26 protein-coding genes and 1 tRNA gene are annotated in these 23,857 nt (G+C 67.3%); 8 read left to right on the top strand and 19 right to left on the bottom strand.

Features of this window, described 5'->3' with window-relative positions:
• Positions 1-40 precede the first annotated feature (40 nt).
• Positions 41-538, top strand: coding sequence for a pantetheine-phosphate adenylyltransferase (gene coaD / locus MYA_RS12525; protein ID WP_006398238.1), 498 nt, complete (start codon positions 41-43; stop codon positions 536-538).
• 59 nt (positions 539-597) lie between these two features.
• Positions 598-864, top strand: coding sequence for a YfhL family 4Fe-4S dicluster ferredoxin (locus MYA_RS12520; RefSeq protein ID WP_011886070.1), 267 nt, complete (start codon positions 598-600; stop codon positions 862-864).
• Positions 865-934: 70 nt separating this feature from the next.
• Here the strand turns inward: MYA_RS12520 and hisC are convergent, their stop codons facing one another.
• The 8 genes from hisC to MYA_RS12480 all read right to left on the bottom strand — a co-directional run bounded on the left by hisC (position 935) and on the right by MYA_RS12480 (position 8,109).
• On the bottom strand, positions 935-2,002 hold the full coding sequence (gene hisC / locus MYA_RS12515; RefSeq protein ID WP_011886069.1) for a histidinol-phosphate transaminase: 1,068 nt from the start codon (positions 2,000-2,002) through the stop codon (positions 935-937).
• A 133-nt stretch (positions 2,003-2,135) separates the two neighbouring features.
• On the bottom strand, positions 2,136-2,735 hold the full coding sequence (gene pth, locus MYA_RS12510; protein WP_014723674.1) for an aminoacyl-tRNA hydrolase: 600 nt from the start codon (positions 2,733-2,735) through the stop codon (positions 2,136-2,138).
• A 117-nt stretch (positions 2,736-2,852) separates the two neighbouring features.
• Positions 2,853-3,458, bottom strand: coding sequence for a 50S ribosomal protein L25/general stress protein Ctc (locus MYA_RS12505; RefSeq protein ID WP_011886067.1), 606 nt, complete (start codon positions 3,456-3,458; stop codon positions 2,853-2,855).
• 161 nt (positions 3,459-3,619) lie between these two features.
• On the bottom strand, positions 3,620-4,582 hold the full coding sequence (locus MYA_RS12500; protein WP_011886066.1) for a ribose-phosphate pyrophosphokinase: 963 nt from the start codon (positions 4,580-4,582) through the stop codon (positions 3,620-3,622).
• A gap of 44 nt (positions 4,583-4,626) precedes the next feature.
• Positions 4,627-4,703: transfer RNA gene (locus MYA_RS12495), tRNA-Gln, on the bottom strand.
• Positions 4,704-4,756: 53 nt separating this feature from the next.
• Complete coding sequence (gene ispE / locus MYA_RS12490; RefSeq protein ID WP_014723672.1) at positions 4,757-5,638, bottom strand: 4-(cytidine 5'-diphospho)-2-C-methyl-D-erythritol kinase; 882 nt, start codon at positions 5,636-5,638, stop codon at positions 4,757-4,759.
• 27 nt (positions 5,639-5,665) lie between these two features.
• Positions 5,666-6,286, bottom strand: a complete 621-nt coding sequence (gene lolB / locus MYA_RS12485) for a lipoprotein insertase outer membrane protein LolB (protein WP_011886064.1) — start codon at positions 6,284-6,286, stop codon at positions 5,666-5,668.
• The gene (locus MYA_RS12480; RefSeq protein WP_014723671.1) at positions 6,286-8,109 is read right to left on the bottom strand and encodes a tetratricopeptide repeat protein; all 1,824 of its coding nucleotides are present in this window, start codon (positions 8,107-8,109) and stop codon (positions 6,286-6,288) included. The genes lolB and MYA_RS12480 overlap by 1 nt, the downstream gene beginning before the upstream one ends.
• 86 nt (positions 8,110-8,195) lie before the next feature.
• On the opposite strand from MYA_RS12480, the gene mutM reads away from it, so the two are divergent.
• Both mutM and mutY read left to right on the top strand, forming a co-directional pair.
• Positions 8,196-9,023, top strand: coding sequence for a bifunctional DNA-formamidopyrimidine glycosylase/DNA-(apurinic or apyrimidinic site) lyase (mutM, locus tag MYA_RS12475; RefSeq protein ID WP_011886062.1), 828 nt, complete (start codon positions 8,196-8,198; stop codon positions 9,021-9,023).
• A gap of 37 nt (positions 9,024-9,060) precedes the next feature.
• Positions 9,061-10,167: an A/G-specific adenine glycosylase gene (gene mutY / locus MYA_RS12470; protein WP_011886061.1), complete on the top strand. Its 1,107-nt coding sequence runs from the start codon at positions 9,061-9,063 to the stop codon at positions 10,165-10,167.
• Between the two features lie 117 nt (positions 10,168-10,284).
• On the opposite strand, the gene MYA_RS12465 is transcribed toward mutY, so the two are convergent.
• The 11 genes from MYA_RS12465 to kdsD form a co-directional block, all read right to left on the bottom strand.
• Positions 10,285-10,923 (bottom strand): LON peptidase substrate-binding domain-containing protein, encoded by a 639-nt coding sequence (locus MYA_RS12465; protein WP_011886060.1) that lies wholly within the window; start codon positions 10,921-10,923, stop codon positions 10,285-10,287.
• 27 nt (positions 10,924-10,950) lie between these two features.
• Positions 10,951-11,859: an RNase adapter RapZ gene (gene rapZ / locus MYA_RS12460; protein WP_014723670.1), complete on the bottom strand. Its 909-nt coding sequence runs from the start codon at positions 11,857-11,859 to the stop codon at positions 10,951-10,953.
• A 75-nt stretch (positions 11,860-11,934) separates the two neighbouring features.
• Positions 11,935-12,903 carry an HPr(Ser) kinase/phosphatase gene (gene hprK / locus MYA_RS12455; protein ID WP_006483133.1) on the bottom strand — a complete coding sequence of 323 codons (969 nt, stop codon included), beginning with the start codon at positions 12,901-12,903 and terminating at the stop codon, positions 11,935-11,937.
• A gap of 129 nt (positions 12,904-13,032) precedes the next feature.
• Entirely contained in the window at positions 13,033-13,545 is a 513-nt protein-coding gene (locus MYA_RS12450) for a PTS sugar transporter subunit IIA (RefSeq protein ID WP_011886058.1), read from the bottom strand.
• Positions 13,546-13,739: 194 nt separating this feature from the next.
• Complete coding sequence (gene hpf / locus MYA_RS12445; RefSeq protein ID WP_011886057.1) at positions 13,740-14,099, bottom strand: ribosome hibernation-promoting factor, HPF/YfiA family; 360 nt, start codon at positions 14,097-14,099, stop codon at positions 13,740-13,742.
• Positions 14,100-14,257: 158 nt separating this feature from the next.
• The gene (locus MYA_RS12440; protein ID WP_041493891.1) at positions 14,258-15,763 is read right to left on the bottom strand and encodes an RNA polymerase factor sigma-54; all 1,506 of its coding nucleotides are present in this window, start codon (positions 15,761-15,763) and stop codon (positions 14,258-14,260) included.
• A gap of 162 nt (positions 15,764-15,925) precedes the next feature.
• Positions 15,926-16,702 (bottom strand): LPS export ABC transporter ATP-binding protein, encoded by a 777-nt coding sequence (gene lptB / locus MYA_RS12435; RefSeq protein WP_014723666.1) that lies wholly within the window; start codon positions 16,700-16,702, stop codon positions 15,926-15,928.
• Positions 16,699-17,364: a lipopolysaccharide transport periplasmic protein LptA gene (gene lptA / locus MYA_RS12430; RefSeq protein WP_011886054.1), complete on the bottom strand. Its 666-nt coding sequence runs from the start codon at positions 17,362-17,364 to the stop codon at positions 16,699-16,701. The genes lptB and lptA overlap by 4 nt, the downstream gene beginning before the upstream one ends.
• A 20-nt stretch (positions 17,365-17,384) precedes the next feature.
• Positions 17,385-17,999: an LPS export ABC transporter periplasmic protein LptC gene (lptC, locus tag MYA_RS12425; protein ID WP_011886053.1), complete on the bottom strand. Its 615-nt coding sequence runs from the start codon at positions 17,997-17,999 to the stop codon at positions 17,385-17,387.
• A gap of 3 nt (positions 18,000-18,002) precedes the next feature.
• Positions 18,003-18,539 carry a KdsC family phosphatase gene (locus tag MYA_RS12420; RefSeq protein WP_011886052.1) on the bottom strand — a complete coding sequence of 179 codons (537 nt, stop codon included), beginning with the start codon at positions 18,537-18,539 and terminating at the stop codon, positions 18,003-18,005.
• Positions 18,539-19,522, bottom strand: a complete 984-nt coding sequence (gene kdsD / locus MYA_RS12415; RefSeq protein ID WP_014723665.1) for an arabinose 5-phosphate isomerase KdsD — start codon at positions 19,520-19,522, stop codon at positions 18,539-18,541. Before kdsD ends, MYA_RS12420 begins: the two co-directional genes overlap by 1 nt.
• Positions 19,523-19,647: 125 nt before the next feature.
• Here kdsD and MYA_RS12410 point away from each other — a divergent pair, with 125 nt between their 5' ends.
• From MYA_RS12410 to MYA_RS12395, 4 genes are all read left to right on the top strand, one after another.
• Positions 19,648-21,654: a monovalent cation:proton antiporter family protein gene (locus tag MYA_RS12410; protein ID WP_011886050.1), complete on the top strand. Its 2,007-nt coding sequence runs from the start codon at positions 19,648-19,650 to the stop codon at positions 21,652-21,654.
• A 102-nt stretch (positions 21,655-21,756) separates the two neighbouring features.
• Positions 21,757-22,323 (top strand): adenine phosphoribosyltransferase, encoded by a 567-nt coding sequence (locus tag MYA_RS12405; RefSeq protein ID WP_011886049.1) that lies wholly within the window; start codon positions 21,757-21,759, stop codon positions 22,321-22,323.
• Positions 22,324-22,357: 34 nt separating this feature from the next.
• Positions 22,358-22,972, top strand: coding sequence for a LysE family translocator (locus tag MYA_RS12400; protein WP_011886048.1), 615 nt, complete (start codon positions 22,358-22,360; stop codon positions 22,970-22,972).
• Between the two features lie 5 nt (positions 22,973-22,977).
• Positions 22,978-23,835: an NUDIX hydrolase gene (locus tag MYA_RS12395; protein ID WP_014723663.1), complete on the top strand. Its 858-nt coding sequence runs from the start codon at positions 22,978-22,980 to the stop codon at positions 23,833-23,835.
• The last annotated feature ends 22 nt before the right edge of the window (positions 23,836-23,857 follow it).

The raw sequence follows: 23,857 nt of genomic DNA, 5'->3' as shown, positions 1-23,857 counted from the left end.
ACGGCTGCCACCCCGTTGGCGTGATGACAGGAGGAGCGACATGGTAGTCGCCGTGTATCCCGGTACGTTCGATCCGCTGACGCGCGGGCACGAAGACCTCGTGCGGCGTGCGTCGAGCATTTTTGATACGCTGGTGGTCGGCGTCGCCGACAGCCGCGCGAAGAAGCCGTTCTTCTCGCTGGAAGAACGTCTGAAGATTGCGAACGAGGTGCTCGGTCACTATCCGAACGTGAAGGTGATGGGCTTCAAGGGCCTGTTGAAGGACTTCGTCCGCACCAACAACGCGCGCGTGATCGTGCGCGGCCTGCGTGCCGTGTCCGATTTCGAATACGAGTTCCAGATGGCGGGGATGAACCGCTATCTGCTGCCCGACGTCGAGACGATGTTCATGACGCCGTCCGATCAGTACCAGTTCATCTCCGGCACGATCGTGCGCGAAATCGCGCAGTTGGGCGGCGATGTCAGCAAGTTCGTGTTCCCGTCCGTCGAGAAGTGGCTGACCGAGAAAGTCGCCGCGATGGGAGGCCCGGCCGCATGACGCGGCGCCGGCCGGTTTCGCCCCGAAGCCGGCCGCGGGCTTGAAGAAGTGAGATCAGTATGGCTTTGATGATTACCGACGAGTGCATCAATTGCGACGTGTGCGAGCCCGAGTGCCCGAACGGCGCGATTTCGATGGGCCCGGACATTTACGTGATCGATCCCGGCAAGTGCACCGAATGCGTCGGCCATTTCGACGAACCGCAGTGCCAGCAGGTGTGTCCGGTCGAATGCATTCCGCGCGATCCGCAGCATGAGGAATCGCACGCGCAGTTGATGGAGAAGTATCACGCGTTGATCGCCGCGAAGGGCGACGGCGCGCAGTGATGTCGCGGTGACGCGTGCGCGTCACCGTTTCTTCGGCCGGCGCAGCCTCGCGCCGGCGTCCTTCCGGTGTTCAGCCGATCATTTCACGCAAGGCCGCGACGAGCGCGTCGCATTCGGCATCGGTGCCGACCGTGATGCGCAGATGCTGGTCGATGCGCGGCGCGCGGAAATGCCGCACGAAAATCTCCCGATCCTTCAGCGTGGCCGCGAGCGTGCCCGCATCGTGCGCCGGATGGCGCGCGAACACGAAGTTCGCGGCCGACGGCACGACGTCGAAACCGAGCGCCTCGAGCGCGTGTGTGAGCCGCGTCCGGCTGTCGATCACGCGACGGCAGGTCGCGGCGAAATAGTCGGTGTCCTCGTATGCGGCCTGCGCGGCGACCTGCGCGAGCCGGTCGAGCGGATACGAGTTGAAGCTGTCCTTCACGCGGTTCAGCGCATCGATCAGATCGACATTGCCGAACGCGAAGCCGACGCGCATGCCCGCCAGCGAGCGCGCCTTCGACGTCGTGTGCACGACCAGCAGGTTCGGATGGCGATCGATCAGCGTGATCGCCGATTGCGCGCCGAAATCGACATAGGCCTCGTCGATCAGCACGACCGACGACGGGTTCGCCGCCGCGATTCGTTCGATGTCCGCGAGCGGCAGCGCGCGCCCGGTCGGCGCGTTCGGGTTCGGAAACAGCACGCCGCCGGCGTCGTCGAGATAGTCGTCGACGCGGATCGAGAAATCGTCCGCGAGCGGCACGATGGCCGTCTGCACGCCGTACAGCCGCGCGTAGGTCGGGTAGAAGCTGTACGAGATGTCCGGGAAGCGCAGCGGCCGGTCGTGCTTGAGCAGCGCGTGGAACGCGTGCGCGAGCACTTCGTCCGAGCCGTTGCCGACGAAAACCTGTTCGGGCTTGATGCGGTGATGGGCCGCGACCGTCTCGCGCAGCGCACGCGCGAGCGGATCGGGATAGCGGCGCAGCGTGTCGCCGGTGTCGCCGAGTTCGCGGGCGATCGCCGCGACGACGCGCGGAGACGGCGGATAGGGATTCTCGTTGGTGTTCAGCTTGACGGGGTGTGCGAGTGCGGGCTGTTCGCCCGGCACGTAAGGCACGAGTTGCTGAACGACGTCGCTCCAGTAACGGCTCACCGCTTGGCTCCTGACAGGCAAAACAGCCAGAGTACCGCATGTGAGCGCTGCGGTGCGCAATTGCGCCGACGGCGGATGGCCGCGCGGCGCATCCGCCGGGCCGCGCGTGGTGCGGCGCCGGTGCTGCGGCCGGTCAGTTGCGATGCAGCTGCATCGTCGCGCGCTCGAGCTCGCCCTTGACGATCATCGGCATCACGGCGAGCGCGCGCTCGATCGATGCGTCGATCACGTCCTGCTCCTCGCGTCGCGGCGGCTTCAGCACGAAGTTCGCGACGTCGGGCTTCGCGCCGGCACGTGCGCCTTCCGGGATCAGATCGCGCGGATGGCCGATGCCGATACGCAGCCGCCAGTACTGCTGCGACGACAGGTGCGCGGAGATGTCCTTCAGCCCGTTGTGGCCGCCGCTGCCGCCGCCGAGCTTCAGCTTCACGGTGCCGGGCGGCAGATCGAGCTCGTCGTGCGCGACGAGGATCTGATCTGGCAGGATCTTGAAGAAACTCGCGACCGCGACGACCGACTGGCCGGAACGGTTCATGTAGGTTTGCGGCTCGAGCAGATGCACTTCCTCGCCGTGCAGGCGCGCTTTCGCATAAAAGCCGTGAAAGCGGCGCTCCTCGCGCAGCGTCGTGCCGGCCTCGCGGGCGAGCTGGTCGATCAGCCAGAAGCCGGCGTTGTGGCGCGTCGCGGTGTATTCCGCCCCGGGATTGCCGAGGCCGACGATCAGTTTGATCATGACGTTTCGTAGGCGGCAGCGCCCGCCTGGGCGCAAAAAAGAAAAACCCGCCGGGCGAGCCGCGGCGGGTTGCGTCGACCGTTTCGTGAAACGGATCGAATGGCGCGTGGGCAGCCGTTAGGCAGCCGGCGTTTCGCCTTCTGCTGCGTCCGACACGGCACCAGCCGGGACCGTCGCCGAGGCGACAACCGGGTTTTCCGCGTCGACGTGCGCGACCAGCGCGACGCCGTTCGGCAGTGCGATGTCCTTCGCGTGCAGCGACTGACCTGCTTCGATCTTCGACAGATCGACTTCGAGGAATTCCGGCAGAGCCGACGGCAGGCACTCGACTTCGATTTCCGTCGTGACGTGCGAGACGATTGCGCTCGACAGCTTCACTGCCGGGCTGACTTCGGCGTTCAGGAAGTGCAGCGGCACCTTCGTGTGCAGCTTCTTCTTCGCATCGACGCGCTGGAAGTCAACGTGCAGCACCAGTTGCTTGAACGGGTGGTATTGCACGTCGCGCAGCAGAACCTGTTGCGACTGGCCAGCGATTTCCAGGTCGAGGATCGACGCGTGGAAAGCTTCCTTCTTCAGTGCGTGCCACAGCGCGTTGTGATCCAGTTCGATCTTTTGCGGGGCAGCTTCGCCACCGTAGACGATGCCCGTGGTCTTACCGGCGTTGCGCAGGCGGCGGCTCGCACCCGTACCTTGCTGTTGGCGCTCGAAAGCGACGACTTTCATGTGATTCTCCATTTGCTGCCCGCGACCAGGCAGTAAAACGGGGCCGGCGAAATGGCGGCCCCCGATAAAGCGGACGGGGTTTCGTCTATCCCGTCCGATTGTGCAAAAAGCGAAGCGTCACCGCTTCGCTTTCTGCGCATTCGTTACGTGTCGTTCCGCGATCAGGATTCCGCGAACAGCGACATCACCGAGTCGCCGCGGCGAATCCGCGAGAACGTTTCGGCCAGCAGGCTCGCGCTCGTCAGCGAGCGAATCTTCGAGCAGGCCAGCGATTCTGCCGACAGCGGGATCGTATCGGTGACGACCAACTCGTCGAGTGCCGATGCGGCGATGCGCTCGGCGGCGCCGCCCGACAGCACCGGGTGCGTCGCGTAGGCGAACACCTGCTTCGCGCCGCGATCCTTCAGCACTTGCGCGGCCTTGCAGAGCGTGCCGGCCGTATCGACCATGTCGTCCATGATCACGCAGGTGCGGCCTTCGACTTCACCGATGATGTTCATCACTTCGGCGACGTTCGCCTTCGGACGACGCTTGTCGATGATCGCGAGATCGCAGTTCAGCTGCTTCGCGAGCGCGCGGGCGCGCACCACGCCGCCGACATCCGGCGACACGACGAGCAGATCCGAGTAGTTCTGCTTGCGCAGATCGCCCAGCAGGATCGGCGTTGCGTAGATATTGTCGACCGGAATGTCGAAGAAGCCCTGAATCTGGTCGGCGTGCAGATCCATCGTGATGATCCGCTCGACGCCGGCGATTTCCAGCATGTTCGCGACGATCTTCGCCGAGATCGCGACGCGCGCGGAACGCGGGCGGCGATCCTGGCGGGCGTAGCCGAAGTAGGGGATGGCAGCGGTGATCCGGCCGGCGGACGCACGCTTGAGCGCGTCGACCATGATCATCAGTTCCATCAGATTGTCGTTGGCCGGCGCGCACGTGGATTGCAGGACGAAGACGTCCTTGCCGCGCACGTTTTCCTGGATCTCGACCTGGATCTCGCCGTCGGAGAACCGGCTGACCATTGCTTTGCCGAGGGGAATACCAAGGATATTGACGACTTCCTGGGCGAGCGCGGGGTTCGCGTTGCCAGTAAAGACCATCAAGCCATCATGGCTGTGGCTGCTCATCGTGCACCTGCTTCAGGCTTAGGCGGGAAATGCGGGAAAATTTTTGGCAGGGGAGGAAGGACTCGAACCCTCGCATGCCGGAATCAAAATCCGGTGCCTTGACCAACTTGGCGACTCCCCTACACTTAACTGATAACTTCGCCGGACTCGTAGGCCATCCGACAAAGCGAAACTTCATGACGCGAAAGCGAAGAGCGGATGCTCGTTCAGGCTCTCGGCAACTGCACCATTCCAACCGGTGGGCAGATTGGCTTTCACCGCTTCTGCCTCGTGCCTGCTTCGAAACACCGCAAACACGCTTGCTCCGGAGCCGGTCATCCTTGAAGGGGTCACATTATACAACCATTTGACCACCTGTGCAACTTCCGCGTACTTACTTGTCACAACTTGCTGCATATCGTTCCGGCCGAAACTGTCTGGCCATCCCGCATCGCTGTTACGCCGTGCAAGAAAGTCAGCAATTGTGACTGGCTTTGTGTCCCTTGTCAACAGCTCGTCTGAAAAAATCTCAGCGGTGGCGACATGAACTCGCGGCGTCACAACCAGGAACCAGCGAGTCGGCAATTGTACCTCAGCTAATTCTTCTCCGATACCCTCTGCGAACGCATTTTTTCCGAAAACGAAGAACGGCACGTCCGCGCCGAGTTTCACCGCGAGCGACTGCAGCTCCGCACGCGAAAGGTCGAGTTGCCACAGACGGTTCAGCGCGAGCAGCGTCGTCGCCGCATCCGAGCTGCCGCCGCCAAGGCCCGCGCCCATCGGCAGGCACTTGTCGATCTCGATGTCGACGCCCGCGACGGTGCCGGTGTGTGCTTTCAGCAGGTTCGCCGCGCGCACGACGAGATCGCTTTCCTCTGGCACGCCCGGCACGTCGGTCGCGCGTGCGACGCGGCCGTCGTCGCGCAGCGTGAAGTGCAGCGTGTCGCCCCAGTTCAGCAACTGGAACACGCTCTGCAGATCGTGATAGCCATTCGGCCGGCGGCCGGTGATGTGCAGGAACAGGTTGAGTTTCGCGGGCGCAAGGCAGTTGCGCAGCGAGCGGGTCGAATCGGTCATGCGTATGTCGGGGCTAGGTTCACGTGCTCACTGGTCGAGCACGAGCTTGATGTCGAGTGGCGGCGTCGCGCGCACGAGGTTCACGCGTTTGACGCCCGTGGCCGGCGCGTCCGCGTAGGCGAGGTAGTCGATCGTCCAGCCGTCCTGGCGGATCTGCGTGACGCGCGCGGCGTCGGCCGGATCGCGCTGCGTCTGCGCGGGCGTCGTGGGCGCGGGCGTTGGCAGCAGCCAGTAGCGCAGGCCGGCGAGCGGCAACGCGAAGCCGAGCGTGTTCTGCATCAGCTCGCCGACGTCGGTCGCATATTGCGGCTGACGGTTCGGCAGCTCGAGCGACGCGGCCTGCGGCGTCGATTTGACGACGGCGAGCGTCTGGCCGAGCGGGCTGCGCAGTTCCAGCGATACGTCGTCGCCGTGCTCCTGCCAGTCGAAGTTGCCGTACACGTTCTGTTGCCGGCCGAGGCGGTCGTTGTACTGCACCGCGAAGCGGCCGTGATACGCGTGCGTCGCGGCCGTCTGCAGCACGGCGTCCGACGGCGCGTTCGCCGCCGGCGGCGTGCTCGCGCAGCCGGCGAGCGCGAGCGCCGCGCCGGCCGCAGCCAGCGCGCGCTGCGCGCGGAAAGACGGGAAAAGCATCGGGAACATCCGCATCAAAGGCCGTTGACCTGCAAGCGCTTCAGCGTCTGCACGAGCGTCTCGTTGTCGGGCTCGAGCTGCTGCGCGGCACGCCACGCGTTGCGTGCGTCTTCCTGCGCGCCGCTCTTCCACAGCACTTCGCCCAAGTGCGCGCCGATCTCGGCGTTCGGCTGCAGCTCGTACGCGCGCCGCAGCACCTTGGTCGCGCCGGCCGTGTCGCCCATCCGGTACTTCACCCAGCCGAGGCTGTCCATGATGTACGCATCGTTCGGCGCGAGCGACAGCGCCTTGTCGATCAGCTTGTTCGCCTCGGGCAGCCGCTGGTTGCGATCGGCCAGCGAATAGCCGAGCGCGTTGTATGCCTGCGGATTGTCGGGCTGCGTGCGGATCAGCTCGCGCAGCTGCTTTTCCATCGTGGCGTAGTGGCCGGTCTTTTCGGCCGCCATCGCGTAGTCGTAGCGCAGGTCGGGATCGTCCGGGAAGTCCTGGACCGCCTGGCCGAGCCGTGCCTCGGCTTCCGTGTAGCGCTTCGCGGTGAACAGGATCGACGCGTCGGTGCGCGCGACCACGGCCGCATCGCGCGGATCGCTGATCGGCAGATCGTAGAGCACCTTGCGCGCCTCGTCGGTCTTGCCCTGTTTCTGCAGCAGCTGGGCGCGCGTGATCTGCGCGGGCAGGTAGTGCTGGCTCGTCTGGTCGACCTTGTCGAGCCACTGCGACGCCTGCGCGTCGTTGCCTTGCTCGATCGCGATCTGCGCGAGGTAGATGTAGCCCTGGCCGACGTCGAGGTTCGGCTGCTTCGTGCCGAGCTGCACGTACTGTTTCAGGTACGCGCTCGCATCGTCGAGCTTCTTCTGCTGGATCTTGATCAGCGCGAGCGCCATCAGCGGCGTCGGGTCCTTCGAATCGAGCTTGCGCATCGACTCGAACTGCTTTTGTGCGTCGTCGAGGCGATCGTCGGCGAGATACAGCTGCGACAGCGCGAGCCGCGCATCGCGCGACTTCGGATTCTGCTGAACGTATTTCTCGAACGACGCGATGCCGGCCGCGCGCTCCGCGGGCCCCATCTGCGACAGCATCAGCGCGGCCGGCAGGTAGTCGGGGCGGATCTGCAGCGCCTGCTTCAGCGATTGCGCGGCGCCTTCCTTGTCGTCGACCGCGAGCTGCTGCCGCGCGATCGCGAGCTGCGCCTCCGGCCGGTTCATGTCGTTCTTCAGCATGTCCTTCAGCACCGCGAGGCCGCCGACGCGGTCGGCGCCGCGCACCAGCAGCGCCTGCAGCGCGAGGATCGCCTGACCGCGCGTCTCGCCGGTCGCGCGCGCCAGCTCGCGGGCGAGCATCGGCTGCGCGTCGGCGGGCTTGCCGGCGAGCACCAGCAGCGCCGCGTCGACTTGCGACGCGCGATTCGAATCCGGCGCGTACTGGAGCCACAGATTGGCCGCCGACAGCGCGTCGGCCGGGCTTTGCGCGCCCAGCGCGATCTCCGTCGCACGCTGCGCCATGCGCGGATCGCGCGTGTCGCGGGCGAGCGCGAGGTAGGTCTGGTAGGCCGGCGCCGGCTGGTTGCGCTGGAGCGCGACCTCGGCGGCCAGCACCTGGTAGACGATCTGGCTCGTCAGCGGAACGGCTGGGAGATTCTTCTTCTCGTCCGGCATCACGTGCTCGAACGCGCCCTGCGACTGCGCGTCGTCCGATGCCGGAGCCTGCGCGTGAGCCGGGAGGGCGGTGAGGGTCCATGCGGCGAACAGCGCGGCGCCGAGCGCACGGCGGACCGGGAAGGCGCGCGCGCCGCGCGCGGCGGCGGGGCGCTTCAGAAGCAGCTTCGAGGGCAGGGTCATGGAAATCCGTTCGATGTTTCAACCGATTGTAACGCGCTCGCTACAATACACGCACGATCGTGAATCCCGTCTCAGACCCGCAAAACATGCCAGAGTTGCCAGAAGTCGAAGTCACGCGCCGGGGCATCGCGCCCTTTGTCGCGGGCCGCCGCGTCGAGCGTGTCGACGTCCGCACCGCGATGCTGCGTTGGCCGGTGCCGGCGGACCTCGCCGAGCAATTGCGCGCGCGCGAGGTGCTCGCCGTCGAGCGTCGCGGCAAGTATCTGCTGTTCGAAGTCGACGCCGGCTGGTTCATCGTCCATCTCGGGATGACCGGCACGCTGCGCGTGCTGCCGGTGGCCGGCGTGCCGGTCGCGGCCAAACACGACCACATCGACTGGATCTTCGACGAATTCGTGCTGCGCTTTCGCGATCCGCGCCGCTTCGGCGCCGTGCTGTGGCACCCGCGCGAAGCCGGCGACGTGCATGCGCATCCGCTGCTCGCGAGCCTCGGCGTCGAGCCGTTCTCGCCCGCCTTCACCGGCGCGCTGCTGCATGCGCGCACGCGCGGGCGCACGGTGTCGGTCAAGCAGGCGCTGCTCGCGGGCGACATGGTCGTCGGCGTGGGCAACATCTATGCGTCGGAGAGCCTGTTTCGCGCCGGCATCCGGCCGACGACCGCGGCCGGCAAGGTGTCGCTGCCGCGCTACGAGCGGCTCGCCGACGCGGTGCGCGCGACGCTCGCCGACGCGATCGAACGCGGCGGCAGCACGCTGCGCGATTTCGTCGGCAGCAACGGCGAAAGCGGCTATTTCCAGCTCGACTGCTTCGCGTACGACCGCGCCGGGCTGCCTTGCCGCGTATGCGGCACGCCGATCCGCCAGATCGTGCAGGGGCAGCGCTCGACCTATTTCTGTCCGACCTGCCAGCGTTGAGCTGCGCGTCGTAACCTCTTTCCGAAACTTCGAACACTTGAAGCCGCCCCGCATCGCTCCCGCTCCGTTCCCCGTCACGCCGCTGCACCGCACCTTCGCCACGCGCCTCGTCGCCTGGCAGCGCGTGCACGGCCGCCATGACCTGCCGTGGCAGAACACCCGCGATCCGTACCGGATCTGGCTGTCGGAAATCATGCTGCAACAGACGCAGGTGTCGACGGTCGTTCCGTATTACACGCGCTTTCTCGAGCGCTTTCCCGACGTCGCCGCGCTCGCGGCCGCGCCGTCCGACGACGTGATGGCGCTGTGGGCCGGCCTCGGCTACTACTCGCGCGCGCGCAATCTGCATCGCTGCGCGCAGGTCGTCGTCGCCGAGCACGGCGGCGTATTCCCGTCGACGCCGGACGGGCTTGCCGAGCTGCCGGGCATCGGCCGCTCGACGGCCGCCGCGATCGCGTCGTTCGCGTACGGCGCGCGCGCGACGATCCTCGACGGCAACGTGAAGCGCGTGCTCGCGCGGGTGTTCGGCGTCGAAGGCTTTCCGGGCGACAAGCGCGTCGAGAACGACATGTGGGCGCTCGCCGAATCGTTGCTGCCGGATGCCGCGAATGCGGCCGATGTGAGCGCGTACACGCAAGGGCTGATGGATCTCGGCGCGACGCTGTGCGTGCGCGGCAAGCCGGATTGCGCGCGCTGTCCGTTCGCGGGCGACTGCGTCGCGCAGTCGACGGGGCGCCAGCGCGAACTTCCGGCAGCCCGGCCGAAGAAGGCGGTGCCGACGCGCAAGACCTGGATGCTGGTGCTGCGCGACGGCGATGCGGTGCTGCTCGAGCGGCGTCCGCCGGCCGGCATCTGGGGCGGGCTGTGGTGCCTGCCGCAGGCCGACGGCGATGCGGCGCTCGCGGCGCTGGCGCAGGGCTTCGGCGGCGGCGGCCCGGTGCCGCTCGCGCCGTTCACGCACACCTTCACGCATTTCCGGCTGGAGATCGAACCGCGCCTGAGCGACATGACGCACGGCGGTCAGGCGCAAGCGGCGGCGCTCGATGCCGACACCGCGTGGGTGCCGCTCGCCGGCCTCGATGCGTACGGCGTGCCGGCGCCGGTGCGCAAGCTGCTCGATGCGTTGAGCGGGCCGCTGTTGTGACGAAACGGTGACGAGGCGGCGCGTGCGTTCAGTACGCCGCGACGCCGCTGCGCGCGCTCGCGCCGCGGCTTCGATCCGCCACGTGAAGCCGATAGAAAACCGACGCGCGTCCTGCGCTCAAAGCCATCCGTGCCGATCGAGCACGTGATGCACGGCGTCGATCCGGGCGCCGACGTCCGGAAACTCCATCAATTTCTGCCGCGCGCGCAGGTCGAGCGGCAGCAGCTCGGCGAGACGGTTCGACACCCAGCTCGGATCGTCGAGGCGGAACGGCTCGCAAAACGGCAGCTTGTTGTCGGGCTCGGACTTCTTCAGCGCGTCGATGATCCGTTCGAGCACCTCCGCGCACGAGCCGAACTGCGCGAGCGCCTGTTCGCCTTCGAGCGGGATGTCGTCGGGGAGCGCCTGCGCGATGCCGACCAGCAGCCCGTTGCCTTCGACGCGATACGACAGCAGCTCGAAGCGCTGCGTGCCGATCGCCTGCATGTAGAGCATGCCGAACTCGCCGGTGTCGCATTCGGTGATGCGCGCCATGCAGCCGATGGTCTCGGGCACCGACACGGCGCCGTCCTGCGCCACTTCGGGGCCGCTCTTGAGCAGGCACACGCCGAACGGCGCGTCGTCGCGCAGGCACGCGCGGCACATGTCCAGATAGCGCGCCTCGAACACCTTCAGCGGTAGCCAGCCGCCGGGGAACAGCACCGTGTGCAGCGGAAACAGCGGCAGGTCGATGAGGGTCGTCGATAAGGTGGACATGGCGCGCTGGCGAGAGAGGCGGGGTCGCTAAGGTCGGTGGACGTCGGCGACGAGCCGCGACGACGCGTCGACATCCACCGGCGCGTCACGATGCCGCACGATCACGTTCGCATCGTGCGCGAGGCGCCCGGCGAGCGTTTCCGCGATGAACACCGAGCGATGCTGGCCGCCGGTACAGCCGATGGCGACGGTCAGATAGCTGCGGTTGTCCTCGCGAAAGTGCGGCAACCATTTCATCAGGAACGCATGGATGTCGTCGATCATCTGATGGACGATCGGCAGTGCGTCGAGAAACGCGATGACCGGCTGGTCGAGCCCGGTGAGCGGGCGCAGCTCGTGGTCGTAGTACGGATTCGGCAGCGCGCGCACGTCGAACATCAGGTCGGCGTCGAGCGGCACGCCGCGCTTGAAGCCGAACGATTCGAACATCACCATCAGGTCGTTGTTCTTCTGCTCGATGAAGCGCTTGACCCAGGTGCGCAGCACGTTCGCGCGCAGCGTGCTGGTGTCGATCTGGTGGCCGAATTCGGCGAGCGGCGCGACCAGCTCGCGCTCGCGCTCGATCGCTTCCTCGAGCGACGACAGCAGCCCGACGTTCGCGTCGTGGGACGGCGAGCCGGACAGCGGATGGCGCCGGCGCGTTTCGGAAAAGCGCTGGATCAACGACTGCGTGCTCGCGTTGAGGAACAGCACGCGCACGTCGTGCTCGAGCGACAGCGCGCGGATCAGGCCGGGCATTTCGTCGAGCGACGCGCTCGAACGCGCATCGATCGCGACCGCGAGCCGGTGCTGGCCATCCTCGGCGAGGTAGCGGGCGAGTTCGGGCAGCACGTGCGGCGGCAGGTTGTCGACGCAGTAGTAGCCTGCGTCCTCCAGCGCGTTCAGCGCGACGGACTTGCCTGAGCCGGAGATGCCGGTGATGAGGACGATGCGCATGGGAAGCAGAGAATCCTGACGTTTCATCATAGCACCGGCTCGACGCGTCGGCGCTGCGTGGCCGGCGCGCGAACGCTATACGAGCTTGCCGGGGAACTGACTGTCGGGATCCTGCATCGCGAGCCGTTGCCGATCCATGAAATCGCGCAACGTGTCGATGCCGCGCAGCTGCAGGATCGTGTTGCGCACGGCCGCCTCGACGAGCACCGCGAGGTTGCGGCCGGCCGCCACCTGGATCGTGACCTTGCTGATCGGCAGGCCGAGCACGTCGACCGTCTGGCTTTCGAGCGGCAAGCGCTGGAATTCGCCGTCCGGCCGGCGCACCAGCTGGACGATCAGCTTCAGCTTCATTTTCCGGCGCACGGCGGTTTCGCCGAAGATCGTCTTGATGTCGAGCAGCCCGAGGCCGCGCACTTCGAGCAGGTTCTGCAGCAGCGGCGGGCAGCGGCCTTCGACGAAATCGGGACCGAGGCGGACGAAATCGACGGCGTCGTCGGCCACCAGGCCGTGACCGCGGCTGATCAGCTCGAGGCCGAGCTCGCTCTTGCCGAGCCCCGAATCGCCGGTGAGCAGCACGCCCATCCCGAGGATGTCGAGGAACACGCCATGCAGCGTCGCGCGCGGCGCGAGGATGCGCGACATGTAGAGCCGCAGGCTGTCGATGACCGCGGCCGCGGACATCGGCGTCGTGAACAGCGGCGTGGACGAGCGCGTGCAGCGCAGCACCAGCTCGGGCGGGGCGGCCGCGCCGCCGGCCACCACCAGGAACGGCGGCTCGAGCGCGATCAGCTCGGCCATGTGGCGCGAACGGTCTTCGTCGGTCTGCCGCTGGTAGTAGTCGATTTCAGCTTCGCCGAGCACCTGGATCCGGTTCGGGTGGATCAGGTTCAAGTGGCCGACGAGGTCGGCGCTCGACGTCGCGTTGCCGACCGTGTCGGCCGAGAAACCGCGCTCCCAGCCTTCATGCCCCGTCAGCCAGCTGAGCTTCAGCGTGGCCGCGTTGTCGTCGAAGATGCTCTGGGCGTTGATGCTGGACGTATCCATGACTCTCGTCACTCCAATGAGCCGGTGCATGCGCACGGCGACGGGCGTCGCCATGCCGGACCGGCGCCGGGCGGCCCTGGACGGCGGCGCGTGCCGCCGGGTTCTGGGGAATGTTCCGCCCGGATCAACTCAAGGTTGCCACTGAGTGAGCAGGCGATGCAACTCGGCGATATCCGTTTCGTTGTGCAGACGCTCGCGCGCGTCTCGATCGGACAGCAGCTGCGCGATCTCCGACAGGATCTCGAGGTGCTGCTGCGTGGCTTGCTCGGGCACGAGCAGGAAGATCAGGAGCCCGACGGGCTGGCCGTCGGGCGCCTCGAACGGGATCGCCTCGGCAAGCCGGACGAAGGCGGCGAGCGGATGCTTGAGACCCTTGATGCGCCCGTGTGGAATCGCGACGCCTTCGCCGAGCCCGGTCGAGCCGAGGCGCTCGCGCGCGAACAGGTTGTCCGTGACGGTGCTGCGGGCGATGCCGTTCTGATTCTCGAAGATCAGCCCCGCTTGCTCGAAGACGCGTTTCTTGCTGGTGACGGAGAGGTCGATGACGACGTTCTCAATGGGCAGGATTTTGGCTAGGCGATTCATGTTGGCAGGCGAGTGGGCGGCCTGGGGTCTCCTTGCTGCGGCAGACTGATTTTCCATGTTCGGCGATATCAAGGCGTTCGGCTTCGGCAGCCTGCAACGCAGCTACCGCGCGCCACGCCCCCCGGCGATAACCGGCACATTATAGAGCACAGCCGCGTGCATGGCGCAGCATGGACGGACCGGTCGCACCACGGCCCCGAGGGCACAAAAAAAGCCCGGCGAACCGGGCGATGTGCGTGTTGCGGTAAAGGTTATTGCGGCGGCAGTTCGATCTGGTCGACCGACGGCTGGAGCTTGATCGGGTCGTGCGCATGGGTCTGCAGACGCTCCATGTGCTTGACGACCTGGCGATCCAGCTTGTCGATCAGCAGATCGATCGCTGCGTACAGGTTGCCGTTCGCGCTTTCGACGAAGATGTCCTTGCCCTTCAGGTGCAGGTTGATTTCCGCGCGCTGCTGCTTGTCCTTTTCCTTGTGGTTGTCGACCGAGAGGATCACAGTGCCATCGATGACCTGATCGCTATGGCGTAGCACCCGGTCCAGCTTGGTGATCACGTATTCGCGAATTGCAGGCGTGACTTCGAGATGATGTCCACTGATCTTCAGGTTCATAGTGCTTCTCCAAGCGAGTGACCACCCGGCCGCATCGAGGCGGCGCTCCGGTCGACTTGCCCTGCCGCACATGGCGGCGTAATCGCGGACAGGTCGCCCGGCCTGTTCCCCGTATGCGCGGTGGCCGGAACACGCCTGCCGCCGGGCAGGCAGCAGGCTTAAAGAGATTTGCGCAGATTCACTGCCGGGATCCTGAGGGCTTCGCGATACTTCGCGACCGTGCGGCGCGCGACCACGAATCCCTGTTCTGCCAGCAGCTCGGCAATGCGGCTGTCCGAAAGTGGCGACTTTGGGTCTTCAGCTCCTATCAGTTGCTTGATCAGGGCTCGGATGGCGGTCGACGATGCGGCGCCTCCGGTGTCGGTCGAAACGTGCGATCCGAAGAAGTACTTGAACTCCAGCGTCCCGAACGGGGTCAGCATGTACTTACCGGTTGTCACACGGCTGACAGTCGACTCGTGTAGGCCCAGCGTATCAGCTATTTCCCGCAAAACCAAGGGGCGCATGGCAATTTCGCCGTGCGCAAAGAAGTTCTTCTGACGTTCGACAATAGCCTGCGCGACACGCAGGATCGTGTCGAATCGCTGCTGGATATTCTTGATCAGCCAGCGTGCTTCCTGCAGCTGTTGCTTCAACGATCCGGTCGACGGATCGCCGCGGCTGTTGCGCAGAATGTTCGCGTACAGGTTGTTGATCCGCAGGCGCGGCATCACCTCCGGATTGAGCTCCGCGAGCCAGCCCTGGCCGGCCTTCTTCACGATGATGTCGGGTACCACGTAGTCGGCCTCGGCCTTGCCGTAGGCCGCGCCGGGGAACGGCTCCAGCGAGCGGATCAGCGCGTGCGCGTCGCGCAGCGCGTCGTCGCTCGCCTTCAGTTGCTTGCGCAGCCGCGTGAAGTCGCGCGCGGCGAGCAGCTCGAGATGCTGCGAGACGATTTCCAGCGCGAGCGTGCGGGTCGGGGACGGATCGAGCCGCAGCAGTTGCAGCTTCAGGCATTCGGACGCCGAGCGCGCGCCGACGCCGGCCGGATCGAAGCTGTGCAGCAGCGCGAGCGCCGCGTTCAGCTCGTCGCCGTCGACTTCCAGTTCGGGCGGCAGGTCGGCCAGCACTTCGTCGAGCGACGCGGTCAGATAGCCGTCGTCGTCGAGCGATTCGATCAGGAACATCACGAGCGCGCGATCGCGCGGGCTGGCCTGCGTGACGCGCAGCTGCGCGGACAGATGCTCGCGCAGCGATGTGGCGGCTTCCTGGACCTGCAGCGGCGGGAGATCGTCGTCGTCCGACGCGCCGCTCGAGCGGCCGAACTCGTCGAGATTCCATTGCGGGCCGTCGCTCGCGTCGCCCGAGCCATAGCCGTCGTATTCGTCGGTGGCGGCCGGCTCGTCGCGTTCGGCGCGCTCGCTCGACTGGCCGCTGCCGTTCATGCTGCCGGACTCGCCGTTCGGGGCGGGCGGCGTCTGCGCGATCAGCGATCCGTCGGCTGCGACGCGCAGCGGGCTCGCGATCCATTCGTCGTCGCTTTCCAGCAGCGGATTCTGCGCGACGGCCATCGCGACTTCCTGCTGCAGCTCGAGCGTCGACAGCTGCAAAAGCCGAATCGACTGCTGCAGCTGCGGCGTCAACGCAAGGTGTTGCGACAGGCGGAGTTGGAGGCTGGCTTTCATGGCGAGGAGGGAGTCATACCGGCAGTTTGCCACGACCCAGCCGCGTTGAGCCATCCGCGATTACGCGCGGCGCGGCGTCAGGCCGCGGCAGGGCCGCTGAGCGGGCACGCGGGCGCGGCCCCGCGCGGCATCGCCGGGCGGGGGCGGCCAGCCATGGGGAAGTTACATCCGGAAGTGTTCGCCGAGGTAGACGCGGCGCACGCTCTCGTTCTCGATGATTTCGCTCGGCGCGCCGGCGGCGAGCACCGAACCGTCGCTGATGATGTAGGCGTGATCGCAGATGCCGAGCGTTTCACGCACGTTGTGATCGGTGATCAACACGCCGATGTTGCGTTGCTTCAGGAACTTGACGATCTTCTGGATCTCGAGCACCGCGATCGGGTCGACGCCCGCGAACGGTTCGTCGAGCAGGATGAAGTTCGGGTTGGTCGCGAGCGCGCGTGCGATCTCCACGCGACGGCGTTCGCCGCCCGACAGCGACAGCGCCGGATTGTCGCGCAGGTGGCCGATCTGCAGCTCGTCGAGCAGCGCCTCCGTGCGCGCCGCGATGGCGTCCTTCGACAGGCGCTTGCCGTCGTCGCCGTGCTGCAGCTCGAGCACCGCGCGGATGTTTTCCTCGACGGTCAGCTTGCGGAACACCGACGCTTCCTGCGGCAGATACGACAGGCCGAGCGACGCGCGCTTGTGGATCGGCAGCAGGCTGATCGAGCTGCCGTTCAGCGAGATCTCGCCCGCATCGAGCGGCACGAGGCCGACGATCATGTAGAACGACGTCGTCTTGCCCGCGCCGTTCGGGCCGAGCAGGCCGACCACCTCGCCGCTCTTCACGTCGAGCGACACGTCCTTGACGACGGTGCGCGAGCCGTAGCGCTTCTTCAGGTTGCGCACCACGAGCGAACTCGTGGTGCCGGCCGGCTGGCGATTCGGAAGCGCGTTCATTGGGCGGGCGCTCCCTGGATCGTGGTCGACGGCGACAGCTTCGCCGGCGCGCCGTTCAGGGGACCGGGGCCGCCGTTCTTCGGCGACAGCATCGCGCGCACGCGGCCGTTCGGGTTGCCCGGCGCGGCGACGTCCTTGCCGCCCTTCGCGGTGTAGAAGTCGCGCTGGCCGTCGTACGTGATCACGCTGCCGTGCACGGTGTCCGCGATCGTCGACGTGCCCTGCAGGCGGCGCACGGTGGCGGCCGTCGTCAGCGTGGTCAGGTCCTGCTTGCCGTCGTAGTCGATGCGCTCGGCGTCGCCGTCGATGTATTCGTCGAGGCCTTCGCGCTTCTGGCGGAACGTCGCGTGCTTCTTGCCGCTGCCGAACGACGTCGCGTACTGATAGCCTTCCGGGTCCTGCCGCACTTCGACGCGGTCGCCGGTGATCTTGATCGTGCCCTTCGTGATCACGACGTTGCCGGTCGCGACGGTCACCTGCTTCAGATCGTCATAGGTCAGATTGTCGGCCTCGACGTTGATCGGCTTGTTCTGGTCGGCCTTCTCGGCATGGGCGAGCGGCGCCAGCCCGACGAGCGGGAGCGCCACGAGCGTCGCGACGAGCGCGGCGCGGACGGCGCGCGCAGCGCCGCCGGAATTCTGTCGAGGGAACGGTTCGTTCATGCAGTCACGTGAGGGATGCGTCACCTGGGTTGACCTTTCGAGCCGCCGGACGTGTCCGTGGCGGCGATCGTGCCGCGCACGTTGCCGTAAAGCTCGATGACCCGGGTGACGTTGTTGTACTTCATGCCGTCGGTCGCGTTGACGAGCGACAGGCCGCGCTGAAGTTTAACCGGCTTTTCGGTCTGGATCACATCGTCGTTGACCAAGATCCGGAAATGCTGCGAATCGGCCTGCATCTGCGGATCGCCGCCGCCGGCCACGCGCAGGATGCGCGCGTCGTCGTACAAGTCGACGATCGACACGTCGCCGTTGACCGTGCCGCGCTTCGCGGTGGTCGTGACGACCGGCTTGCCGGGCTGGAACGCGCGCATCGCCGGATCGGTCAGGTCGCTGTCGTCGGTGTCTTCGTAGTGGACCAGCTTCGCGGCCGTCAGCCGGTACTGGGTCGTGCCGGTCTGGTCGAGCTCGGTGACCGAGAAGTTGTCGGCGAAATAGTCGGGCGTATGGCGCTTCGGTTGCGCGGCGCCTTCGCCGGGCGGCGGCAGCGTCGCCTGCAGCAGCCACCACGTGATGCCCGCGAGCGCGGCCACCGCGACAAGCGGCAGCAGCTGGGTCCAGCGAAATTGCGGATTCATCGGTCAGACTCCGCACGCGGCGGCGAGCAGCGCATCGTAGCGGCGCTGCGCGCGCAGGATCGCGTCGCACACTTCGCGCACCGCGCCGTGACCGCCGCGGGCCTCGGCCACCCAGTGTGCGCGCGCGATCACCTCGGGGTGCGCATTGGCCGGCGCGGTCGCGAAGCCGCAGCGCAGCATCACGGGCAGGTCGGGCCAGTCGTCGCCCATGTAGCCGCATGCGTCGGCGCCGATGCCGAGCGAGCCGGCCAGATCGGCGAACACGGCGAGCTTGTCCTCGACGCCCTGGAACAGGTGCGCGATCTTCATTTCCTTCGCGCGCGCCGCTACGATCTCCGAACGGCGTCCGGTGATGATCGCGGTCGCGATGCCGGCTTCGCCGAGCAGCTTCACGCCATGGCCGTCGAGCGAATTGAACGACTTCATCGCGTCGCCGGCCGCGGTAAACAGCAGGCCGCCGTCGGTCAGTACGCCGTCGACGTCGAAAATCATCAGCTTCACGCGGCTCGCGCGTTCGGCCGCAGTCAGCGCTGCGCTCATCAGATCACCTTCTTCGAAAACAGGTCGTGCATGTTCAGCGCGCCGATCAGCATGCCGTTTGCATCGACCACCAGCATCTGGTTGATCCGGTGGCGCTCCATCAGTTCCACGGCTTCGACCGCGAGCTGGTCCGGGCCGATCGTGCGCGGCGCGCGCGTCATCACGTCGACGATCGGCAGCGTGCGGAAGTCGCCGTCGCGCGCGAGCACGCGGCGGAGGTCGCCGTCGGTGAAGATGCCGGCGACGCGGCCGTCGGGGTCGACCACGGCGGTCATGCCCAGGCGCTTTTCGGTGATCTGGAACAGCGCGTCCGACAGCGTCGCGTCGAGCCCGACGCGCGGCACGTCGGCACCGCTGCGCATCACGTCGCGCACGTGCGTGAGCAGACGGCGGCCGAGCGCGCCGCCCGGATGCGAGCGCGCGAAGTCCTCGGAGCCGAAGCCGCGCGCATCGAGCACCGCGACGGCGAGCGCGTCGCCGAGCGCGAGCGCGGCCGTCGTGCTCGCGGTGGGCGCGAGGTTCAGCGGGCAGGCTTCCTTCGACACGGCGGCGTTCAGGTGCACGTCGGCGAGCTTGCCGAGGCTCGATTCGGCGCGGCCCGTGATCGCGATCAGCTTCGCGCCGATCCGCTTGACGAGCGGCAGGATCGCCACGAGCTCTTCCGATTCGCCGGAATACGAAATGCCGATGAAGACGTCGTCGGCGGTCACCATCCCGAGGTCGCCATGGCTCGCTTCCGCCGGGTGGACGAAGAATGCAGGCGTACCGGTGCTGGCCAGCGTGGCCGCGATCTTGCGGGCGATATGCCCTGATTTGCCGATGCCGGAGACCACCACGCGCCCGCGGCAGCCGAGCAGCAGTGCCACGGCCTGGACGAAGTCGCCGTCGAGCTGGTCGCGCAGCGCGCGCACGGCGTCCGCCTCGATGTCGAGCACGTCGCGGGCGAGCGCGAGCGCCCGATCATCATTGATTTTCGCTATCATGCGCGGAGTATAGCAAAGGCGTTTGTTCGCCGCGCCGCGCCTTCGGACTTGTCCGATGCCGCTTGCCTACCGCCACCACCCGCGCCCGCATTGCCGTGGCCCCGACGAACGAGGACGCTTCGCCTGTGATTTCCCCGCTCGAAATGACGCTGCTGCTGCTGCTGGCTTCGGTGGTCGGCGTCGTCGTATTTCGCTCGCTGAACCTGCCGCCGATGCTCGGCTATCTGACCGTCGGCATTCTGGTCGGCCCGCACGCGTTCGGCGTCGCCGCGGACCTCGAGCGCGCCGAGCATCTTGCCGAATTCGGCGTCGTGTTCCTGATGTTTTCGATCGGCCTCGAGTTCTCGCTCGCGAAGCTACGGGCGATGCAGCGGCTCGTGTTCGGGCTCGGGCTGCTGCAGGTGGTCGCGACGCTCGTGCTGGCGGTCGTGCTCGGCGCGCTGTTCGAGCGCTGGGTGCACATCGCGTGGCAGGGCAGCGTCGCGCTCGGCGGCGCGCTCGCGATGTCGTCGACGGCGATCGTCTCGAAGATGCTCGCCGAGCGGCTCGAGATCGAGACCGCGCACGGGCGCAACATCTTCGGCGTGCTGCTGTTCCAGGATCTCGCGGTGGTGCCGCTGCTGATCGTCATCGCGGCGTTCGGCGCCGAGTCGTCGAAGGATCTCGCGATCACGCTCGGCTTCGCGGCGGTCAAGATCGTGATCGCGCTCGCGCTGCTGCTGATCGTCGGGCAGCGCTTCATGACGCGCTGGCTGAACGTCGTCGCGCGGCGCCGCTCGCAGGAGCTGTTCGTGCTGAACCTGCTGCTCGTCACGCTGGGCGCCGCGTTCATCACCGACCGCTTCGGCCTGTCGCTCGCGCTCGGCGCGTTCATCGCCGGGATGCTGATCGCCGAGACGCCGTTCCGCCATCAGGTCGAAGAAGACATCAAGCCGTTTCGCGACGTGCTGCTCGGGCTGTTCTTCGTAACGACCGGGATGCTGCTCGATCCGCGCGTGATCTGGGAGCACCCGTTGCTCGTGCTCGGCTTCTTCGTCGGGCAGATCCTGTTCAAGGCGACGACGATCGCCGGGCTCGCGCGGCTGTTCGGCGCGACGCCGGGCGTCGCGATGCGCACCGGCATCGGCCTCGCGCAGGCCGGCGAGTTCGGCTTCGTGCTGCTGAACCTGATCCTCGACCGGCACCTGGTCGATGCGACGCTGCTGCAGGCGATCCTCGCGTCGATGCTGCTGTCGATGCTCGCCGCGCCGTTCCTGATCCAGAACGCCGACCGGATCGTGATGCGGCTGTCGTCGACCGAATGGATGCAGCAGTCGCTGCAGATGACGCGGATCGCGACGCAAAGCCTCAAGCAGCGCGGCCACGTGATCATCTGCGGCTACGGCCGCGCGGGGCAGAACCTCGCGCGCATGCTCGAGCAGGAAGGCATTCCGTACGTCGCGCTCGACCTCGATCCCGATCGCGTGAGCGCCGCGGCGACGGCCGGCGAATCGGTCGTGTTCGGCGACGCGGCGCGCCGCGAGTCGCTGCTCGCGGCCGGCATCCATCGCGCGGCGGCCGTCGCGATCACGTATGCGAACACGCCGTCGGCGCTGCGCGTGCTGCACCACGTGCACGAGCTGGCGCCGACGCTGCCGGCGATCGTGCGCACCGTCGACGACGCCGATCTCGAGAAGCTGCTCGCGGCCGGCGCGACCGAGGTGATTCCGGAGATCGTCGAGGGCAGCCTGATGCTCGCGTCGCACACGCTGGTGCTGGTGGGCGTGCCGATGCGCAAGGTCGTGCGGCGCGTCGAGGAGATGCGCGACGAGCGCTACAGCCTGCTGCGCGGCTATTTCCACGGCGCGGACGATGCCGACGACGACGATCACGAGCAGGTGCGGCTACAATCGGTGCCGGTCGACGCGCGCGCCGACGCGGTCGGGCGCTCGCTGGAGGAGCTCGGGCTGTACGTGCTCGGGATCGAAGTCACGGCGATTCGCCGGCACGGCATTCGCGGCGTCGAGCCCGATCCGCAGACCAAGCTGCGCGCGAGCGACATCGTCGTGCTGCGCGGGCTGCCCGAGGCGCTCGCGATTGCCGAGGAGCGGCTGTCGCGGCTGCGGCGCGAGCCGCCGGCCGCGGTAGCGTGAAGCCTCGAAGCCTCGAAGCCTCGAAGGGCGACCCAACAACCTGACCCGCATTAATTCGAAACGGTGCGCGATCGTCGCGCACCGTTTTTTTCGGAGAGTTTCATGCCGCATTCGTCGTCGGGCGCGCCGCTCGATCCGGTCGCCTTCATCCACAGCCAGATCCGCACGGTGCCCGACTGGCCGCAGCCGGGCGTGATGTTCCGCGACATCACGACGCTGCTGCAGAGCCCGAAGGCGCTGCGCATCCTCGTCGACCTGTTCGTCGAGCGCTATGTCGATGCGAAGCTCGACTACGTCGCCGGCCTCGACGCGCGCGGCTTCATCATCGCGCCGATCGTCGCTTATGAGCTGAGCGTCGGCTTCGTGCCGATCCGCAAGGTCGGCAAGCTGCCGTACAAGACGTGCTCGGAATCGTACGACCTCGAATACGGCAGCGCGACGGTCGAGATCCACGAGGACGCGTGCCGCCCCGGCGACCGCGTGATCATCATGGACGACCTGATCGCGACCGGCGGCACGATGATGGCGGGACGCAACCTGCTGCAGCGGCTCGGCGCGGTCGTCGTCGAAGGCGCGGCGATCATCGACCTGCCGGACCTCGGCGGCTCGACGCTGCTTCGCAACGCAGGGCTGCCGATCTACACCGTCACCGAATTCGCCGGCCACTGAACCATCGAGCGCCGGCTCACGCCGCGAGGTCACGATGCCCAACTTCATGCTGTTTCTCGCCACGTCGATCGCGATCACCTTCGCGCCCGGCCCCGACAACCTGCAGGTGCTCGCGCGCGGCATCTCGCAGGGCCGCGCGGCCGGCTTCGTCGCCGCGCTCGGCTTCACGGCCGGGATCCTGTTCCATACGACGCTCGCGGCGCTCGGCGTCGCGGCCGTGCTGCGCTCGTCGCCGGTCGCGTTCCAGATCCTGAAGCTCGCGGGCGCCGCGTATCTCGTGTGGATCGGCATCAAGGCGCTGCGCAGCCAGGGGCTCGCGAACGCGCATGCGCGCCCGCCGCAGCCGCTCGGCGCGATCTTCCGGCAGAGCGTGATCGGCAACCTGATGAACCCGAAAGTCACGCTGTTCTTCGTCGTGTTCCTGCCGCAGTTCGTCGATCCGCACGGCGCGCAGCCGGTGACGCTGCAGATGTTCGAGCTCGGCGCGCTGTTCATGCTGCAGACGGCCGCGATCTTCTCGCTGTTCGGCGTCGGCGCGGGCGCGATCGGCGCGTGGCTGAAGCGCCGCCCGAAGGCCGGCGTGTGGCTCGACCGGATCGCCGGCGCGACCTTCATCGCGATCGGCATCCGCGTGGCGCTGAAGGACTGACGCCGATGACGTTCCCCTGCATTGCGGCCGCGCGCCGCTTCGATCCGGCCGCGCACCTGCGCTTCGAGATCGCCGGCCGCGAGGTCGGCTGGGTGCGGCGCGCAGACGTCGCGAAGCTGGCCCGCTGGCCCGACGTGTTCGAGCTGAGCGACGCGCGCGTCGTGCTGTCGGCGCGCTACGACACGGTCGACGCACGCAGCATGGCGCTCGCGAGCGCGATCGGCGCACTGGCCGCGGAAGGCGCGATCCCCGGCTGGCGCGACGAGATCTATGCGATCCGCAACCGCTTCGACGATCCGCCGCTCGCCTATATCGAGCGCGCCGCCGCGCGCTTCTTCGGCACGCAGACTTATGCGGTGCACCTGAACGGCATCGTAGAATATGCGGCCGCGCCGGGCGCGCCGGCCGTGCCGCAGATGTGGCTCGGCCGCCGCAGCGCCACCAAGGCCACCGACCCGGGCATGCTCGACAACGTCGTCGCGGGCGGCATCGGCTGGGGGCTGGGCGTGCGCGAGACGCTCGCGAAAGAGTGCTGGGAAGAGGCCGGCATGCCGGCCGAACTGGCGGCGCGCGCGGTCGCGGGCCGCGCGGTGCAGGTGTTGTGCTCGCTGCCCGAAGGCACGCAATCCGAACTGATCTTCGTGTACGACCTGCCGCTGCCGCGCGACTTCGCGCCGCACAACCAGGACGGCGAGGTGGCCGAGCATCTGCTGGCCGGCGTTCCGGAAGTGCTCGGCTGGCTGCGCGAAGGCCGCGCGACGATGGATGCGAGCCTCGCGATGCTCGACACGCTGCTGCGCCACCGCTGGCTGGCAGCGGCCGACGCCGACGGCATGGATGCGCTGTTCGCGCCGCCCGCCTGAGCCTCAGCCGCGTGACCCGCGC

This window comes from Burkholderia sp. KJ006, from assembly GCF_000262695.1.
In the GTDB taxonomy this organism is placed as follows: Bacteria; Pseudomonadota; Gammaproteobacteria; order Burkholderiales; family Burkholderiaceae; genus Burkholderia; species Burkholderia vietnamiensis.
This window is presented reverse-complemented; position numbering and strand designations above follow the sequence as displayed.